The following is a 19753-nucleotide window of genomic DNA, read 5'->3' on the forward strand; positions in this document are numbered from 1 at the left end:
ATCCTTTTGAGACAGCGTGCCATGACATGGGACTGAAAAGAAGAGTGACACTTTCCATCTAGTTTAATCGTGCTATTCAAATGAAGGAAAGATAAAATACGCCATTCGCAAATTTTCTATTACTATACGCCACGCAGTCAATGCTGACATTTATGAGTTTTAAGATGCTACAATAATAAATACGATCCATCTCCTCACGAGTTTGATTGAGTAGACTAACACAAACGGTAGGATATAAATGTTCAACAAAGATATACAAAAATGGGCGCGACAACTTGCGGCGCAGATTATTCGTCCATTAGCCAACCTGGGCATCACTCCCAATACCCTTACGCTCATTGGCCTCTTCTTCAGCGTGGTGACAGCGGCCGTCATCAGCCAGGGTCTCTTTTTGATCGGTGGCCTGCTGGTGCTATTCACCGGCATCTTCGATCTCTTCGATGGGGCCACCGCCCGTCTGCGCAACATTGAGACCACCTTTGGTGCCTTTCTGGACTCCACCCTGGATCGCTATTCGGAAGCAATTATTCTGGGAGGGCTACTGTTCTACGCCCTTTTTCATCCCACGATGCAGGCCAACCTATGGTTTACAGGATCGGCGCAAGTGTGGATGATCGCGCTCATTTATATCTCGATCGTGGGCTCCCTGATGGTCAGTTACACCAAAGCACGCGCCGAAGGACTGGACATCGAATGCAAGACCGGCCTACTGGCGCGCCCGGAGCGCGTCGTCGTCCTGGCCGCGGGCCTGCTGTTCGGTCTGACCATGTGGGCCCTGCTACTCCTGGCCGTTTTCTCCAATATCACCGCTGTCGAGCGCATGTTCGCGGTTTATCGCGCCACCCAGCATGCCAACAAACAGCATGCGGAAGCCTCCAACCCAGGTCGTCAATCACCGATCTCAATCGACCATCCTCAGTCATCGGCCCGAGAGGAGTCCTTCTAGGAATTTATGGGGCCGCAATCCCATCAAGCAGTCTTCAACAACTTTTTTGGTCGGGCAATCGTAGTATCTATAGGTGCTTGTTATGTAGAGGTATGTCTGACATATATTTGTTGTACCTTATACACAGAAAGGATCAAGATACAGATATGGGACAGCTCGACCAGAAAGTTGCGGTAGTTACTGGCGCTGATAGCGGCATCGGGCGCGGGATCGCGCTCGAACTGGCCAGCGCGGGCGCCACGGTTGTCATCAATTACGCGCACGCCAAAGATAAAGCGGAAGAAGTCCGCCAGCAGATCGAACAGAAATCCGGCAAGGCCCTGGTGGTACAGGCCGACGTCTCGCAATACCAGCAGGCCATTGGTCTGATTCAGCAGGCCGTTGAGCATTTCGATCGCATCGATATCATGGTCAACAATGCTGGCATGGAAATTCACAGCCCGTTCCTGGACGTGACTGAGGAGCAGTTTGACCGTGTGATGGGTGTGGATCTCAAAGGATCATTTTTCTGCGCCCAGGCCGCGGCACGCGAGATGATCAAGCGCAAGATCGCCGGCCGCATCATCAACATCTCATCGGTGCATGAGGATCTGCCAATGCCCGAGAACGTCCCCTACTGCTGCGCCAAGGGTGGCATGCGCATGCTGATGCGCACCATCTGCCTGGAACTGGCCCAGCATAACATTACCGTCAACAACATCGGTCCCGGCGCCATCGATACCCCGATCGATGCCGACGTGAAGGCGGACCCCAAGAAGTACCAGGCCCTGCTGGACGAGATTCCGCTGCACCGCATGGGCCAGCCAGAAGAGATCGGCAAGCTCGCGCTCTACCTGGCCTCCGATGCCGCCGCCTACGTGACTGGATCAACCTTCTTCATCGATGGTGGCCTGATGCGCAACACCGGCGGATTGTAGGTGGTGGGCTTGTCCCCAATACGTTCAACATAACATGCTGGCTCACCTTTGAAAGGGAAGATGATATCGTTGGTGGAACGTGCGCGCCCGGACACGGGGCCGCTTCGCAGCCAGGCCGGGGCAAGCCCGGCACCTACGACGATCTTCATCTGCGATGTTGCTACATTGAATGTACTGGGGCTTGCCCCAGCTTATCGCGCAGAGCCCGAGTACGGGACCGCTCGCTCATATACTGATCATTCGATAATTTTGATGTTTACTATCGAAAACTATAGCTACCACCTCTGAGTCCGTTTCTGGTAGAGTATGGACTACACATACCGCTGCATATACAAAGAACGGAGAAACAGATGGTTGCTAACCGCGTACAATTGATCGATACACTGGAACAGACCCATCAGACGCTGGTTCGTTTGGCGGCCCACCTGTCGGATGCTGAGTTGGATTTTCGGCCTGATCCGGAGGCCTGGAGTACACGTGAGATATTAGCCCACCTGGTGGACGACGAGATGTTTGTCATGCGTACACGTCTGGAGCGGATGGTCAAAGAGGAGAATCCAGTTCTGGCTTCACACGACGAGAAGAAGTGGTATCGCCAGCGCAATACGGCCCGCGATGCGGTTGATGAACTCTTGAGCGACTTTGCTATTCAGCGTGCCGCCAGCCTGGGCATCCTCAGGCTTTTCCGCGCTGAAGAGTGGGAACGGACCGCATACCATCCCGAATACAACCATTTCACGACCGAAAGATGGGTTGAAGATTGGATTGAGCACGACCACATCCATATACGTCAAATCGAGAACAATAGCGCCGCCTTTTCAGGCCGATCATAGGCAATTTCGCCTTCCAGACGATTTGTTGAGCCAGTGAGCTTATCTTTTTTGTTGCCTAACAGTGCAAGCAATGCTATACTTGTCGAGTTACAGTTGTTAGGCAACACGATGTATCTCTTGTCGTTGCATAGAAAGTACGCTCTATGCCCAGATATGCCGACGCTCAATTTCGCTGGTCTGAGCAAGCACAAACCTATGTCCTCTCCTCTGGTGATCGGGTAAGCGAACAGGCTCTCACGAGCGATTGGTTAGAGCTGAATAACTCATTCTCCTTTCACAGTCGCCGGGGCATGCACTACACCGTCCGTAAACAGAAAGGGCTGCGGGGAAGCAACTACTGGTACGCATATCGACGCCTGCATGGGCGCCTTGTGAAACGTTACCTCGGCAGAACGGTAGACCTTACGCTTGCTCGCTTAGAGGAGATTGCTCACCGGCTCGAGAGTGAGTCTGAGGCGTCCAATAAAGCTTTCCATGCGCCACAAACAGCGGCCCTCCTCCATTCCACACCAGACGGCTTGCCTGCGGAGAAACGTCTTCCCTCTGCTTCGGCGGAAGCATACCCGTTGCTTCTCTCCAAGCTGTCACAACCACGCCTGCCTGCTTTTCTGCTCGATCGCCCGCGCCTGTTTCCGCTGCTCGATACCGGACGAGAAGGTCTCTTTACGCTGCTCTCAGCCCCTGCTGGCTTTGGAAAGACGACCCTGGTCAGTCAATGGATAGCAGCACGGCGCGCCGATACTGATTTTTCCCCGGTGGCCTGGGTTTCTCTGGAAGTTGTTGATAATGATCCCCTACGCTTCTGGCGCTATCTCACTACGGCCTGCCGGGCGTTTGGGGTTGACCTGACACAGGTTCACAACGCATTCGCTGCTCTGACTCCGCAGCCTCCTTTTTTGCCCGCAAATCTTTCGCAATGGCTTTCGATTCTCCTCAATGCATTGGCTCAGGCCCCGGCAGGAGGTATTCTGGTACTGGAAGATTATCATGTAATTACTGAGCCCGTAATTCATGAGGCTCTCTCGTTTTTTCTCAACCATCTTCCAAAAACGATCCATCTATTAATGATTACGCGTAGCGATCCTCCGTTCCCCCTGGCCAGCCTGCGTGCTCACAACGCCCTCGTCGAAATACGTACTGCTGATCTACGCTTCACACAAGAGGAGACCGCGACCCTCCTACATCACGCCCTCCCTTTTCCACTGGATGCAACGATGATTCAAAGGCTCCATGCACAACTGGAAGGGTGGGGGGCCGGGCTCCATCTTACAAAGCTTGCGCTTCAGCGGATTCCTTTACCCCTAGAAGATGCACAGACGATCACACTCTTTTCCCAGAACAGCGCTTCCTTCCAGGAGTATTTTGTGACTGAAGTCCTCAATCTTCAGGCGGAATCAGTACAGCAGTTTTTGCTCCAAACCAGCCTGCTCCCTCGCTTGACGGCCTCTCTCTGTGATGCCATTACAGAACAGATGCAGAGCCAGGATATGCTCACCGAGCTTGCGCACGCCAATCTGTTTATTGAACAGCTTGACAGCAAACCACTCCTTCAATGCACCCAATTCGTCGAAGCTCATCAGTGGTATCGTTATCATGCGCTTTTTGCCGAGGCTATGCGTCATGAGGCACGCCGCAGGTGGAGCGAAACTTATCTGCAGCAGATCTCAGCGCGTGCCTCTCTCTGGTATGAGCGCTGCGATTTTCTGCCTGAAGCTATCGATGCCGCGCTGGCTGCCCGGGATTACCCACGAACCGCGATGCTCCTGGTTCGTTTTCTTGAGGAGCGTACCATCCCAGGGGAAGTGCAGGAACCTCATACACTGCTACGCTGGTTCAAGCAACTACCGGAAGCCCACCTGGAGCAAAATCCGGTTCTGTGTTTGTATTATGCTACAGCGCTGCTCTTGCAAAGCTCTGCCTGGACCCCCGCTGCATCGTCCCTTCCCATGATAGAAAAGCTCTTGAGCATGGCAGAACACCGTTGTCGCGCTGAGCAGAATTTTTCGCAGTTGGGAGGGATCTTTGCCTTTCGTGCCTTATTTGCCTTGAGACTGGATAAGATGCAGGTCGCGGTAACATGCGCGAAACAAGCGCTGGATTGGCTTCCTCAGACGCAAGACATCTGGCGGGGCCTCAGCGCGACCATCACCGCGACGGGATGGTTAGAGTCAGGTCGTTTCCAGCAGGCTCGCGACTTCCTTGGTGAAGCCCATACTCAACTTGGCAGGACGAACAGTCACCTTTTCTATCAGGTTGCTACCATAAAGCTGGCACAGGTGCTTGTTGAGCTGGGCGAAATCCAGCAAGCCACTCCCTTATATCGCCAGGCTCTTGAAGCTTCTACCCTCACGGTGAACGAAAACCTGGCCAAACCGCTCGCACACTGGCGCTGTACCGCTCTGTCCAGCTATGCGATCCTCTGCTATACATGCAATGAGCTGGAACAAGCCTCTCGGTTGCTCCAGGAGGCGATAGTGCTCAGTCGGACGCATCTGTTCTTGCATCACGAAGTCCATGCTTTGCTCGTGCTCGCCCGTGTGCAACAGGCCCAGGGTCAGGTTTTTGTTGCCCAACAGCAACTTGCAGAGCTTCTGGAGCGCATACCAGCTTCTCAAGCCCAGCTTGTACAGGATATTCAGACTGCCCAGGCACGCCTGGCGCTCTCCATCGGCGACCATATGACCTTGCAGCATTGGGCGTTGCTCCGAACACCGCACCCTGATTTTGCGCAGAGGGCCGAAGCGAATCTGTTACAAACGCGTTGGTTGCGCATCCAGGGAAAAGAGGAAGAGGCACAACACCAGCTTGAACAGATCATTCTTACAGCACGGGAAGCAGGACACACTCGCAGTATGCTTGAAGCGATGATAGAAATGGCTTTGAGCACCCTGGCATGCAGGCGTAAGGTCGAGGCTCAGCATATGCTGCGTGAGGGGCTTATCCTGGCGCTGCCCAATCAGCCAGTACGCCTGTTCCTCGACGCTGGTGAACCGATGGCCATGCTTTTGCGTTCTCTGCTCCCCCAGACCCACGACCAGCCTTTGCGTGCGTATATCCGTACCCTGCTGGGAGCTTTTCCTACCTCGCGGCAAAGAGGTGCGCCTGACCTGGCGGCGCCGCTGATTGAACCGCTCTCGCCGCAAGAAATGCGCGTTTTACGTCTGCTTGCTGAACATCGCACCAACGCGAAGATAGCTGAGATGCTCGTTGTCTCGATCAATACTGTGCGCACCCAGGTGCAGAGCATCTATAACAAGCTGGGCACGCATAGACGTAGCGAAACCCTCGAAGTTGCACGTGACCTCAACCTCCTCTGAACACCTCTACCTTCTTCACGCGACTGGTGGCAAATCATACAGGCGATCATCTAAACGGATGAAGCCCATCCTGCCCTGTGTGGACTATACTGCTGACATCGAACAAACAACACTGCTCCACCAGAGCAAGCTATTGCACCACATAATTATAGAAAGGTAGTCTACCTATGATAAACGCCGCATTTCCTTACGAGAAAAAACGGAAAGCCGTTCTGGGGCTTGAGATGGCCTATGTAGAAGAGGGGCAGGGAGATCCCATCGTTTTTTTACACGGCAATCCCACCTATTCCTACGTCTGGCGCAATATTCTGCCGTATGTGCAGGGCTTTGGCCGCATCATTGCCCCGGATCTCATCGGTATGGGTGATTCGCAGAAGCTGCCCGAGAGCGGCCCCGGCGCCTATACCTTCGTCGAGCATCGCCGTTACCTTGATGCGCTGCTTGAGGAGTTGGGGGTCAGTAGCCGGGTCGTCCTCGTGGGACATGATTGGGGAGCAGCCCTGGCATTTGATTGGGCACGTCGCCATCCAGAAGCTGTGCGTGGCATTGCCTATATGGAAGCGGTCATAGGAACTTCCTCGTGGAGTGAGATGCCAGAGATCGCCCGCTCGCGCTTTCAGGCCCTGCGTTCCCCCCAGGGTGAGCAGCTAGTACTGGAGCAGAACTCGTTCATCGAGTTCAACCTGCCCAAGACCATTCTGCGCACCTTAACCGACGAGGAAATGAATCAGTATCGTCGCCCATTTGTCCAGGCCGGCGAAGCGCGTCGCCCGACTCTCTCGTGGGCACGTCAACTGCCGATCGAAGGCGAACCAGTTGATGTCGCTGAGATCGTCACAGCCTCTGGCAAGTTTCTCTCTCAGAGCCCTATTCCAAAATTGCTGATCCAGGCTGTTCCGGGCACGCAAGATCCTCAGAAGGTCACGTTCAACCGCACGTGGCCGGCGCAAACAGAGGTGAGCGTGCGCGGGCATCACACCCCTCAGGAGGACTCTCCTGATGAAATTGGGCAAGCCATCAAAAACTGGTTGCAACAGCTGCAGTAGATGATACAGAAACACGCATAGTAGCATCGCCTACAAGCGAATACATATTATAAATAGAAAGATACTATTTTATGAGAACGATTCTCTGGGCAACGTTGAGCGCCAATGGAAACTATGCACGCAATGCTGGCCCCGAACATCCTCCCAGACAGGAAGCGCTCAGCGATTTCCTGGATCAGGTGAAAGCGGCGGGAAATTTCATCGTCGGACGTCGAACCTTCGAAAGCTTTCAGGCAGGTGGTGAAAATCCATTTGGCGATATTGACATCGTCGTGCTCACAAAGAGCGTCAAAGGCATTCCCGGGGTCAAGGTTGTAGCGTCGCCGCAAGAGGCTCTGGCGCATCTGCAAGCAAAAGGCCATACTACCGCCCTTCTGGCAGGCGGCGCGGATCTGCACAACACCTTTTTACAGCAAGGACTTGTTGACGAAATGATATGCCCAATCACACCAGTACTGGAGGGAAAGGGATACAACATCTTGCTCAACCAGGACCATTACCAATACAAGGATATACAATTGTTGGACTTCAAGTCTCTTGGCGGTGGGGTCGTCCGGTTGCATTATGCGATCGGTCATGAATAAAGCTATTCGATAAACATAATCGCTCCAAGGGCGCGGACGAGGCTGGATATCACCTTGCCTCGCCTACGCACCTGAGCAGCTTAGCGGCGGGTTCGCTGCGAAGGCAGGCCCTTTAAGCCAATTCCGGCGGGACTGCATTCCGTGGTCTGTGAAATGGTGCAACAGATTCTATACCACCAATGCCGTCGCGCCGTTAAATGCTAGCGTCGTGTGGCCTGTGAAACGGCGCGCTGGCATGGAAGGACTCTTCAGTCAAGTCCGGAGGCCACAGGACACTGTCAATCACATGGACGATGCCATTGTCCGCAATCAGGTCAGTATGCAATACGTTTGCGTTCTCAACCATCAAGTGGTCCGCTAGCGTAACGTGCAGCGCATGACCGGAGACGGTCTCCACTTCCAGCACGGTACTGGCATCTTCTGGCGCCTGTCCCTGTTGCGACAGAGCTCTCAGATCCGCCTGAGTCAGCCGCAAGGGCACCATATGAAAAGTCAGCAACCGCCGCAGATTATCGATATCTTTGGTCATATCGAACAGATCCAGGCCCTTATCCCTCAGGCGATCAAACGCTGCATCGGGTGGCGCAAACAATGTCATGCGACCAGCATAATTCTCTAGATCTACATTTAAGCCACACGCCTTTAACATGGTGTGCAACGAAATGAACGTGAAATGTGTTGTACGTGAAAGCAACAGATCATTAATATCTTTCATAATTCACCTGCAGGTATAGTATTACCAGATTCCTGATTGTAGTCAATGACCGCCATCTGCTCACTGCGATAGCGATTCACCGGGCGCTCATTCTTTGGAGGCAAAGAGCGAACCGGCCCGGCCACCGATGTCGGCCACAACGGATATATAACTGCTGGCGAGGTAATAGATTGCCTGTTATGTCGCGTTGACGCTATTACAGCAGTATCTGTTGTCTGGGAATTATTCATCCTGCTTATCCTCTCTTCCAACAATACCATGTTAATATCCCATACCTCATATCTATGGCACGTTTACCCACCCCAAAAAAGTAACAGTAACGCAGTGGATATAAAGTGAGAGGTGCGGCAGGGCTGGAAGCTCTGCCGCACCTCTCACTTTATATCCACTGCGTTCGACTCTTTATTTAAGAGGAGATGAACTGGTTGGTGTAGAGGGAGTTCAGGTCGAGGCTGGTCACATTCTTGCCGTTAGCATCCTTGACACCGCCCGCTTTGAGGATAAATTCGGGATAGCCATGCCAGGCGGCGGCATCCTGCAATCCCCAGCGGCGCCCGGGATCGGCGTAGTGTTCGCTCAAGTACTGCTGGCTGTCCTGGAGGTAGGAAGGATCGGGGAAGGTGCCCTTCGGGGTCTCCTGGAGCAAGATCTGAGCCGACTCGCTGGCATGTGTGCGCGCGTACTCGTAGCCACGGGCGGTCGCCTTCATAAACCGATGAAGCAGATCGGGTTTGGCTTTAATGGCGGCCGGGCTGGCGATAAAATTGGGCGTGTAGTAATCAGCGATGCCATAGTTAATGACAGGAAACATGTTGAGCTGCATGCCCTCATGTTTGGCCTGGATGCCCTCGGCCCCCTGATAGATCCAGACAAAGTCGACGCGATGGCTCTGCAGCGCCTGCAGGGGATCAATATCCAGGGTGATGCTCTTGAAATTACCCTTGCCGCCATCGTGCTTGATGATCTGGCTGACGACAGCGTTCTCATAGGGAGCGCCAAAGGCTCCGTAGGTCTTGCCATCCAGGTCGCGGGGACGCTTGATGCCCGAGCTGGCCAGGGCAGCGAACGCTGAGGTATTGTGCTGCACGATGGCCGCGATCGAGACGGTCGGTTGACCCACCGCCGCGTCGGCGACGATGGATTCCGTTGAACTGATACCCACATCGGCCTTGCCATTGCTCACCAGCACATCCGGCGTCACATTCGAGGAATAGGGCAGGATCTGCAGATTGATGCCCTCATCCTGGTACCACTTCTTGTTCATAGCCACATAGACGCCGGTGTGGTTGGTGTTCGGGGTCCAATCAAGGGCCAGCTTCACCGTCGTCAGGGGCTGCTTCGGCGTTGTCGTTGTCGTTGTCGTTGACTGGGCAGGCGCGTTGTTGCCGCGCTGCTGCGCCAGGTAAAGACCGACCACGACCAGGACCACCAGCAAGGGAATACCGATGCTGAGTAATAAACGCGTGCGAGCTTTCATATAAATAGAAAGACCTTTCTATAAACTATCCAGATTAGCGCTTGCGCCCCTGGCGCTGATGCCATGGCAGGGCGATCCCCTCGATCACCGAGACCAGTCCAAAGAGCAATAAGCTTAATACAGCAGTAATCACGATGGCGGCGAAGACCAGCACGATCGCATTGGAGCTAGCGGCGGTCTTCATGTAGAGTCCCAGGCCCTGCTGCGCCGCTACATACTCGCCCACGATGGCGCCAGTTACGCTATACGTCGCGGCTATGCGCAGTCCCGAGAAAAAGGAGGGCATCGCCCCAGGTAGGCGCACCAGCCACAGCGTCTGCCAGCGCGAGGCCTTCATGCTGTGCAGCAGCTTCATCAGCTGCGGATCGGTGCTCAGCAATCCATCCAGGCACGCCACCACGATCGGAAAAAAACAATAGAGGGTAACCACGATGATCTTAGGCGTCAGCTCAAAGCCGAACCAGATCACCAGTAATGGGGCCAGCGCCACCATCGGGATGGTCTGCGAGGTAATCAAGAGCGGATAAACGGCCCGCTTGACGCCCTCGGAGAGATCCAGCAGGATGGCCAGCCCCAGGCCCAGCAGGGTCGCGATCAGCAGGCCGATGACGGTCTCCAGGCTAGTCTGCACCGTGTGGCCAAAGATAACATCCCAGTTATCGTACAGGGCGCGCCCAATCGCGACCGGCGTGGGCAATAGATTGCTGGCGACCAATCCAGCGCGCACCACCAGCTCCCAGATCAGAAAGAGGCTGACGGCCAGCACAAAGGCGGGACCATAGCCCGCCAGGCGTTTCAGGGTCATAGCGGTTGTTCCTTCACCAGCAGAGAGAGGAGCTCACGCTCCAGATGGATGGAGGTGTCCTCGGTCAACATCTCCTGCCGGCGTGGTCGCGGCAGGTCGATATCCACGACGCGGAGCACTGAGGCCGGACGAGCGCTCAGGACATAGATACGATCGGACAACAAAATTGCCTCTCGTACGTCGTGAGTGATAAAGAGGACGCTGGAGTGATACATCTGCAGCAGGTCCAGCAGCCACATCTGCAGCGTGATCCGCGTCAGGGCGTCGAGCGCCCCAAATGGCTCATCCAGCAGCAGAAATGATGAGTTGAATAAGACGGTGCGCAGCAGGGCGATGCGCTGACGCATGCCACCCGAGAGCGTATCTGGATAGCTATCGGCGAACTCATGCAGGCCAAAACGCTTGAGGACATCGCGCGCCTGCTGCTGCGATTCTCGACGTGGCAGGCGAAGCACATCCAGCCCCAGCAGTACGTTCTCCTCCACCGTACGCCACGGCAGCAACAGCGGCTGCTGGGGCATATAACCGACGCGACCGGTGCGCTCCCCCTGCCAGTCACCATCGATCGCCAGCGTGCCACTGCCTGGCTCATCCACGCCGGCCACGATATTGAAGAGCGTACTCTTTCCGCAGCCGCTGGGACCGATCAGCGAGACGAACTCACCCCGTCCCACCGTCAGATCCAGCGGCTCCAATACATCCAGCAGCCGCTTCCCATCCCGATACGTCTTGCTGACCCCTTTAACGATCAGCTTCGGCGCATCCTCATGTTTGTTCTGCATCCGTACACCTCAAAAGATTGTAAGTCCACCGCTTCTACATATCGGCTCAGGGCATACAAAAAACCGCTACCCCAACGCAGGGAGTAGCGGTAATCAGATCGGAATAGTGAGGCAGCCTGGTATGGACAGGCCCAAAATGGCCGTATCGATACCGACTGACAATCAGATCTGCTACTTCCCTACGCTGGTATGATCCAGATCAAGTTCCAAGGGTCGTGACGCATATGCTTATGAATGCGCCAGCATCTCAGTCCGAAGACTCCCCTAGCAGCAAATTGGCTTTATTCTATTGGTGAGCAACCGATGTGCATGAAATAGTGTTTGTATATAGATACGTGTTAAATCTTCACCCTCAGAGTATACATCATGGACATCTATTTGTGAAGGAGCATAAAAAATCTTGTATTCCAAAGAGAGCGATCCGTCGTAGGTGCTGGGCTTGCCCCAGCTTTGCCGCGAAGCGGCCCCGTACCCGGACGCACGTTTACCGGGAAAGGTGTCATTCCAGATGAGACGTACGCGCCCGAGTGGGCCGGGTCCGGAAGCGCCCGCGAGGGGCGCACCTACGACGATGGCGACGATTGCGGCTTGATGCCACGGGCGGTGAGGATATGCCATACGCCCTGAAAGTTTTCTTGGACCATGTCTACATGCATCTGGTTAAGCAGGTCCTGGAACTCCTCTTCGGTTGTTAATCCGGCCTTCAGTGCCAACGGCTGCAGGGTATCAAAGGTGGCAATATAATTTTCATACTGCTTCTGGTGTAATTCGGTACCACATGAAAAATCAATGGCCCAGGGAAAGAGCTTCACCTGCTCAAAACCGGCGGCGGTAAAGAGTCCTTTGAGGACGGGTGTCATACCCATACTATGGAAGTTAGGTGAAAAGCCATATCCCATCTTGCCCAGAGTCTGATATACATAGCTTAACAGCGTCTCCACGGCCAGACTATTAGTGAGCCCCATGGTGTCAATCTCAGTGACGCGAATAATGCCGCCGGGCCGTAAGATATGATATAGCTTTTTCAACACCGGGACCCAGGCGTCGCGAAAGAGAAATGCCGTTGCGAAGCGGATATTGACCAGGTCAAATTCGCCCTCGGCGAAATTGAGGTCCGATAGAACATTGCCATGCACAAAACAGACGTTCTGGCGCTGCTGAACGTTTGCCCGCGCCCGAGCATAAGCCAGCAATGGTTCACTCACATCGAGCCCCACGACTTCGCACTCAGGATAGCGATAAGCGACGTCCAATACCCAACCACCGGAGCCACATCCAACATCGAGAATATGCTGAATATCATCCGGGATATCCCCCTCCGGAAAGGTTCCCCCCATTCCTTTAGTTACCAGTTGATCTTGCTCCATAATCCTGGTCATTTCCAAAGCATCCTCAGGATCAGCCGCATACGTATCTTCGCGAGCCATGACTCCCTCCATCTAAAAAAACACATCTTTCCTATCAAAAAATGCTTCAAAAAGGGAATATATATAGTAATATACTTTTATAGACAGAGAAGCGCAACAGGCGAGGAGAAAAATATTATTAAGATTGTGTCTTACTTTTGTCATAGCGGCGGGACGTGAGTGCCCCGGCATGCTCGCCCAAACCCCGGCAGGAGGGGCGCCCCGCCTCTCCTGCACCTCCCCGCTTTATATCAGCTTTATTTGTTAAACATCATAGGCCCGAACCTACTTTAGAATCAAACTTTGCAAAAAAAGAGCCAGGTTGTTTTAAACAACCTGGCTCCCACATACATTACGGATAGTTTCTTTTGATGATGAGGCTTACGCCGCGAGCCTGTCGGCCAGTTGGACGACGATCTTGCCATCTTGCATGGCTAGTTGAGCCTGCTGCCCACTGGCGACGGTGCCATCGAGGATGGCGTCGGCCAGCGCGTCGTCGACGTAGCTCTGGATCGCACGGCGTAGCGGACGCGCACCGTACTCCTCGTCGAAGCCCACCTGTAGCAGGTAGTCGCGCACCTCGTCGCTCACGCTCAGCTCGATCTGCTGCTCGGCCAGACGGCCGCGCACCTGCTCCAACATCAGGTCCACGATCTGGTAGAGCTCCTGGCGTCCCAGGCTGTGGAAGACCACAATCTGGTCGATGCGGTTGATGAACTCCGGCCGGAACGCTCGCTTTAAGCCCTCCATCGCCTTGGAGCGCATCACCTCATGCTGCTCGTTTTTGGCTTCCTCGCCCTTGCGGGTGTTGAAACCCATGTTCACCGCGCGCTTGAGATCCGCGCTGCCCGCGTTACTGGTCATGATCACCACCGTGTTCTTGAAATCCACGGTCCGACCTTGGCCATCGGTCAGCCGACCATCGTCGAGGATCTGCAACAGCGAGTTGAAAACCTCGGGATGCGCCTTCTCGATCTCGTCGAGCAGGATCACGCTGTAGGGACGGCGCCGCACCTGCTCGGTGAGCTGTCCCCCATCCTCGTGTCCCACATATCCCGGAGGGCTGCCGAACAAGCGAGAGACAGTATGCGGCTCCATGTACTCCGACATATCCAGCCGGATCATGTGGTCCTCACCACCGAACAGTTCAGCCGACAAGGCTTTGGCCAGTTCGGTCTTCCCAACACCGGTAGGTCCTAAGAACAGGAACGACCCGATGGGGCGTTTGGGATCTTTGAGTCCGGCCCGCGAACGACGGATGGAACGGGCCACCGCGCTGATCGCTTCGTCCTGACCAATCACGCGCTGGCGCAGGTCGCTTTCCAGCGTCAGCAGGTTCTTGCGCTCACTCTCCAGCATCTGCGTCACCGGCACCCCGGTCCACAGCTCTACCACCTGCGCGATCTGCTCCGGCGTCACCAGCAAGGATACGGTCGCACCCGACTGGGAGCGGGCCTTCTCCAGCTTCTCAAGCGTCACCAGTTCTTGCTGGCGCAGTTGCGCGGCCTTCTCATAGTTCTCGGCCTCGGCGGCGGCCTCTTTCTGCGCCTGGATGTCAGCCAGTTCTTTCTCCAGGATCGAAGGACTGACCAGGCCTTTTTCGGTCGCCTCCAGCACCAGGGCTGAGCCCGCCTCGTCCATCACGTCGATGGCTTTGTCGGGCAGGAAACGATCGTTGATGTAGCGATCCGACAGCTTGACGGCCGCCTCGATCGCCTCGTCGGTGATGCTCACATTGTGGTGCGCCTCATAGTTGGGCCGCAGCAACTTCAGCATCTCGATAGCTTCCTCGACCGAGGGCTCATCAACCTTGACCGGCTGGAAGCGGCGCTCCAACGCGGCGTCCTTCTCGATATGTTTGCGGTACTCATCCAGCGTGGTGGCGCCGATACAGCGCAGCTCACCACGGGCCAGTGCCGGCTTGATCATGTCAGCAGCGCCGACCGAACCCTCGGCGGCACCCGCTCCGACGACGGTGTGCAGCTCGTCGATGAAGAGGATGATCTCGGGCGCGTTGCGCAGCTCCTCCAGGATCGATTTGATGCGCTGCTCAAACTGACCACGGAACGAGGCACCGGCGACCATACCACCGATATTCAACGAGATGATGCGTTTGCCCTGTAGATTGGCGGGGACATCACCGCTAACGATCTTGCGGGCCAGTCCCTCAACGATGGCCGTCTTACCGACACCCGGCTCACCGATCAGGACCGGATTGTTCTTCTGACGACGGCCCAGAATGGTGATCATGCGGCGCAGTTCGCGCTCACGGCCGGCGGCCGGATCAAGCTTGCCTTCCGCGGCCTCGCCCGTCAGGTCGCGACCATACTGATCAAGGGTCGGAGTCTTACTCTGTCTGGCAGACTTCTCAGCGGTCGCGGTATTTCTACCGTTGCCACGGGGGGCGGAATTGAAAAAGTTTGTGTTGTTGTTGGCAGCAAAACCAAAGGGAGCACCGGCGTATTCAGAATCGTCACCGAGGCCACCCATCTGATTCAGCGAGTCCATAAGTTCTTCTACACAGGACTGGCAGAGGAAGTGGGCTTCACGTTTACCGTTGACCATTGCTTCAACGCGGACCTGGGCAGGATTCTTCTGACAGCGTTCACACTTCATTATCAGGTATGCTCCTCACTATATATTTCGATGGAGTCGCGCTTCCTCAACCAGTACCTGGGATAAAGCGCGATCTCCGCGGAATCTTTCTATGCTAACAAATGATTGGCGAGACCAATGAATGCAACCGGGGCCTCCATTTCTAGCACTCGCACTTCGTATTTGTTTATTCATATATGATAACAGTATGGCGGGCCTGCTTATTCCCGCATTTAGCACTCTCTTTTTAAGATTGCTAATTACTGATAATAACAGGAGGATGGAGATACTTATTCCCTCCATCCTCGCTTTTAAAGAGCTCGCTGTTTATGTTGTACGCGCCTGCCGCCGATTTAGATGTAGCACATGCAACGATTCCGTAAGAACGTGTTTACTTTTGTCATCGTGGGGGTATCTGCTCGTCCCCGCACACGCGCCCGCTACGCGGCCGCACTGGTTTTGTGTGTTGGTGCACAGGGGCGCGAAAGCGCCCCTGTGCACCAACACACCATGGACTTGTGAGCCACGCAGTGGGGGCGTATGACATCAGGATGCAGGCAACCAGCAATGGTCGCCTGCATCCTGATGTCATACAATTTACAGCTTACTGGTCTCCCTCGAAACCGGATAGGTTAATACCCAGTTCCGGCATGACATCGTTTGAGGTGTCTTCAACGAATTGGATCTTTTGCTCGTCTTCGTTGAGCACCTCGACGTTAATGCCCAGGCTCTGCAATTCTTTTATGAGCACTTTGAAGGATTCTGGAACGCCCGGCTCCATGATGTTTTCACCCTTCACAATGGCCTCGTAGGTTTTGACACGGCCGACTACGTCGTCGGATTTGACGGTCAGGATCTCCTGCAAGATGTGCGCCGCGCCATAGGCTTCCAGCGCCCACACTTCCATTTCACCGAACCGCTGTCCACCGAACTGCGCCTTTCCACCCAGCGGCTGCTGCGTGATCAAGCTGTAGGGGCCGGTCGAACGGGCGTGCACTTTATCTTCTACCAGGTGGGACAGCTTCAACATGTAGTTGTAGCCAACCGTGATGGGATGGTCAAACGGCTCACCGGTGCGTCCATCATAGAGCTGGACCTTGCCGGTTTCGGGCAACCCGGCCCGACGCAAGAATTCTTCGATGTCATCTTCGGTGGCACCGTCGAAGACAGGCGTGGCGATCTTAAAGCCCAGCGCTTCCGCCGCCCAGCCCAGGTGGGTCTCCATGATCTGACCGATATTCATACGGTGCGGGACACCCAGCGGGTTCAGGATGATGTCGACCGGGGTGCCATCCGGCAGGAACGGCATGTCCTCGATCGGCAGCACGCGCGAGATCACGCCCTTGTTGCCGTGGCGACCGGCCATCTTGTCGCCCGCGCCGATCTTGCGCTTCTGCGCGATACTGACACGCACCAGCTGGTTGACGCCTGGAGGTAGCTCATCGCCGGCCTCGCGTGAGAAGACCTTGACTTCGACGATCTTGCCGCGCTCACCATGGGGCACGCGCAGCGAGGTATCTTTGACTTCACGCGCCTTTTCACCGAAGATGGCGCGCAGCAGCTTCTCTTCCGCCGTCAGCTCGGTCTCGCCCTTGGGCGTAATCTTGCCGACCAGGATATCCTGCGGTCCCACTTCGGCCCCGACATAGATAATGCCGCGCTCATCCAGGTTGCGCAGGCCTTCTTCACCCACATTCGGAATGTCACGCGTAATCTCTTCGGGTCCCAGTTTGGTGTCGCGGGCATCAAGCTCATACTTCTCAATGTGGATCGAGGTAAAGAGATCCTCGTGCACGATGCGCTCACTGATCAGGATGGCGTCCTCGAAGTTGCCGCCCTCCCAACTCATAAAGGCCACCAGGATGTTCTGGCCTAACGCCAGTTCCCCGTCCTGCGTCGAGGTATTGTCCGCGAGCACCTGGCCCGCTGTGACATAGTCGCCTTTTTTCACAATCGGTCGCTGGTTAATACAGGTGCCAGCATTGGAGCGCACAAACTTACGCAGGCGATAGATGTGCAGTTCACCCTGCTCATCGATGACTTCGATACGACGCGCGGTGGAAGAAACAACTTCACCACTCGTCTGGCTGACAATGACCTGGCCGGAGTCGACAGCGATCTGGCGCTCAATGCCGGTCCCACAAATGGGAGACTGCGGACGCAGCAACGGCACCGCCTGACGCTGCATGTTAGCGCCCATCAGCGCGCGGTTGACGTCGTCATGCTCCAGGAAGGGGATCAGGGCGGTGGCCACGGAAACCGTCTGGCGCGGTGAGACGTCCATGTAGTCGATGTTGTCGGAGTTCTCCATGAAGAACTCACCCTGATAGCGCGCCAGGACGCGGTCCTCTTCAAACTCATCGTTGTCGGAGAGCTTAGCGTTGGCCTGCGCGATCCAGAAGTTCTCTTCGTCATCGGCGGTATGGTAATCTACCACGTCGGTCACGAAGGGCTTCACGCGGACCTGCGCCTCACCCAGCAGGGACGACAGCTTCTGGAATAAGGCGTCGTCGATACGCACCCGCTCACGCGCCGGGATCAGGACGGTGCCATCCGTGTCGGTGACGGCGTCGCGCTCGCGTCCAAAGATGCCTCGGAACTCACGTCCGATCAGGTTGGGATCGTTGGCCTTCAGCCGTTTGTAGACCTTGCGGTAGGGCGTCTCGATGAACCCATACGGGTTGATCTGCGCATAGGTCGCCAGGTTACCAATCAGACCGATGTTGGGACCTTCAGGCGTCTCAATCGGACAGATACGGCCATAGTGGGATTCGTGGACGTCGCGAACGTCAAAGCCGGCGCGATCACGCGAGAGACCACCAGGACCCAGCGCCGAGAGGCGACGCTTGACACCGACCTCCGCCAGGGCGTTGGTCTGCTCCATGAACTGTGAGAGCTGGCTGCCACCAAAGAACTCTTTCATCGCCGCCACCACCGGGCGGATGTTGATGAGGGCGTTCGGGGTGGCCTGTCCCGGCTCCTGAATGCTCATGCGCTCTTTGACGACGCGCTCCATACGCAGCAGACCCACGCGGAACTGCGTCTGGATCAGTTCACCCACGCAGCGCACACGGCGGTTGCCCAGATGGTCGATATCATCCTTGCGGCCACGACCATTATTCAGGGAGACCAGGCGCCGAATGATGTTGACCAGGTCGTCCTGCGTCAGGATACGCTGGCTCTGCGGAATGGCCAGGTCCAGCTTGCGATTGAGCTTGTAACGACCGACAGCGCCCAGGTCATAGCGGCGTGGACTAAAGAAGAGATTTTTGGCCAGCGAACGCGCATTATCTAAGGTGGCGGGATCACCAGGGCGCAGCTTCTTGTAGAGCTCAAGCAGCGCTTCGTCCTCTTTCTTCACCGGATCGCGGTCCAGCGTGGCCTGAATGTAGCGCACCACGGGATCGTTATCGACGCCGGCGAAGGCGTCCAGAATGCCCTGATCGGTCGATAAATCTAAATCTTCGGCATGCCACTGATCTTTGGCCAGGCTGGAAATGGCCCGCAACAGGGTAGTCACCGGAATCTTACGTTTGCGGTCAATCTTGACGGTTAAGAGATTTTTATTGCTGGTCTCGAACTCCAGCCAGGCGCCGCGGCCTGGAATCAGCTTGGCCGAGAAGAGCCTGCGGCCCGTAGTGGCATCCTCATCGGCGGTATAGTAGACGCCGGCGGAGCGCACCAGCTGGCTGACCACCACGCGCTCGGTGCCGTTGATAATAAACGTACCATTCGTCGTCATCAAGGGGAAATCACCCATGAAGACATCTTTCTCGATGATCTCACCCGTCTCTTTGTTCACCAACCGCGCCTTCACCGTCAGAGGAGCCGCGTACGTCGCATCGCGATCGCGGCACTCGTCTTCGCCGTATTTGGGTGTGCCAAACGGTTCCGGAGGCACAATAAATTCTAAGCTCAGGTTTTTGCCGGTGAAGTCTTCGATCGGCGAGATCTCCTCGAAAAGCTCGCGCAGGCCCTCCTTCTTAAACCATTCAAAAGAGTCGAGCTGGATCTGAATCAGCCCTGGCATCGGCCGTATGTCTGGAATACGCGCAAAGGAGACGCGTTCCGGTGCTAGCACCGGTTTCTTGCTTACCGCCATGATATCTCTTGCCCTTTCATCGCTAGGACGTTCTTCTACACGACGAGGATCTGGCACACGCTTCATCATGCGTGTGCTTTTTGAGCACACACGAGAGGTGTCTTTTTCCAAAGAATGTGTTTGGTTCTTGTCGTGTAGGGGCACATCGGCGCCCCCACACGCGCGTCCGCTGCGCGGCCGCACTTATTTTTTGTGTTGGTGCATCGGGGGCGCATCGGCGCCCCCGAT

General features: G+C 55.5%; 14 protein-coding genes and 1 riboswitch. Of the genes, 6 read left to right on the forward strand and 8 right to left on the reverse strand.

Going from position 1 to position 19753, the window contains the following annotated elements:
• Positions 1 to 238: 238 nt before the first annotated feature.
• From KTT_RS27885 to KTT_RS27910, 6 genes are all read left to right on the forward strand, one after another.
• Positions 239 to 946 (forward strand): CDP-alcohol phosphatidyltransferase family protein, encoded by a 708-nt coding sequence (locus tag KTT_RS27885; RefSeq protein ID WP_126600980.1) that lies wholly within the window; start codon positions 239 to 241, stop codon positions 944 to 946.
• Between the two features lie 146 nt (positions 947 to 1092).
• Positions 1093 to 1863 (forward strand): glucose 1-dehydrogenase, encoded by a 771-nt coding sequence (locus tag KTT_RS27890; protein ID WP_126600981.1) that lies wholly within the window; start codon positions 1093 to 1095, stop codon positions 1861 to 1863.
• A gap of 350 nt (positions 1864 to 2213) precedes the next feature.
• On the forward strand, positions 2214 to 2696 hold the full coding sequence (locus KTT_RS27895) for a DinB family protein (protein ID WP_126600982.1): 483 nt from the start codon (positions 2214 to 2216) through the stop codon (positions 2694 to 2696).
• 143 nt (positions 2697 to 2839) lie between these two features.
• On the forward strand, positions 2840 to 6013 hold the full coding sequence (locus KTT_RS27900) for a winged helix-turn-helix domain-containing protein (protein WP_126600983.1): 3174 nt from the start codon (positions 2840 to 2842) through the stop codon (positions 6011 to 6013).
• Between the two features lie 167 nt (positions 6014 to 6180).
• On the forward strand, positions 6181 to 7059 hold the full coding sequence (locus KTT_RS27905; RefSeq protein WP_126600984.1) for a haloalkane dehalogenase: 879 nt from the start codon (positions 6181 to 6183) through the stop codon (positions 7057 to 7059).
• Between the two features lie 71 nt (positions 7060 to 7130).
• The gene (locus KTT_RS27910) at positions 7131 to 7643 is read left to right on the forward strand and encodes a dihydrofolate reductase family protein (RefSeq protein ID WP_126600985.1); all 513 of its coding nucleotides are present in this window, start codon (positions 7131 to 7133) and stop codon (positions 7641 to 7643) included.
• 193 nt (positions 7644 to 7836) lie between these two features.
• On the opposite strand, the gene KTT_RS27915 is transcribed toward KTT_RS27910, so the two are convergent.
• From KTT_RS27915 to rpoB, 8 genes are all read right to left on the reverse strand, one after another.
• Positions 7837 to 8358, reverse strand: a complete 522-nt coding sequence (locus tag KTT_RS27915; RefSeq protein WP_126600986.1) for a fasciclin domain-containing protein — start codon at positions 8356 to 8358, stop codon at positions 7837 to 7839.
• A complete protein-coding gene (locus tag KTT_RS27920; protein ID WP_126600987.1) occupies positions 8355 to 8588 on the reverse strand; it encodes a hypothetical protein in 234 nt (77 codons plus the stop codon). Before KTT_RS27920 ends, KTT_RS27915 begins: the two co-directional genes overlap by 4 nt.
• Positions 8589 to 8764: 176 nt before the next feature.
• Positions 8765 to 9835, reverse strand: a complete 1071-nt coding sequence (locus KTT_RS27925) for an ABC transporter substrate-binding protein (RefSeq protein WP_126600988.1) — start codon at positions 9833 to 9835, stop codon at positions 8765 to 8767.
• A gap of 34 nt (positions 9836 to 9869) precedes the next feature.
• Entirely contained in the window at positions 9870 to 10640 is a 771-nt protein-coding gene (locus KTT_RS27930; RefSeq protein WP_126600989.1) for an ABC transporter permease, read from the reverse strand.
• Positions 10637 to 11422, reverse strand: coding sequence for an ABC transporter ATP-binding protein (locus KTT_RS27935; RefSeq protein WP_126600990.1), 786 nt, complete (start codon positions 11420 to 11422; stop codon positions 10637 to 10639). The genes KTT_RS27930 and KTT_RS27935 overlap by 4 nt, the downstream gene beginning before the upstream one ends.
• 159 nt (positions 11423 to 11581) lie before the next feature.
• Positions 11582 to 11698, reverse strand: a riboswitch (TPP riboswitch).
• A 287-nt stretch (positions 11699 to 11985) separates the two neighbouring features.
• Positions 11986 to 12849, reverse strand: a complete 864-nt coding sequence (locus KTT_RS27940) for a class I SAM-dependent methyltransferase (protein ID WP_160146176.1) — start codon at positions 12847 to 12849, stop codon at positions 11986 to 11988.
• Positions 12850 to 13209: 360 nt separating this feature from the next.
• Positions 13210 to 15444: an ATP-dependent Clp protease ATP-binding subunit gene (locus tag KTT_RS27945; protein WP_126600992.1), complete on the reverse strand. Its 2235-nt coding sequence runs from the start codon at positions 15442 to 15444 to the stop codon at positions 13210 to 13212.
• A 583-nt stretch (positions 15445 to 16027) separates the two neighbouring features.
• The gene (gene rpoB, locus KTT_RS27950; RefSeq protein WP_126603189.1) at positions 16028 to 19525 is read right to left on the reverse strand and encodes a DNA-directed RNA polymerase subunit beta; all 3498 of its coding nucleotides are present in this window, start codon (positions 19523 to 19525) and stop codon (positions 16028 to 16030) included.
• Between the last annotated feature and the right edge of the window lie 228 nt (positions 19526 to 19753).

The sequence above is a fragment of the Dictyobacter aurantiacus genome (genome assembly GCF_003967515.1).
In the GTDB taxonomy this organism is placed as follows: Bacteria; Chloroflexota; Ktedonobacteria; order Ktedonobacterales; family Ktedonobacteraceae; genus Dictyobacter; species Dictyobacter aurantiacus.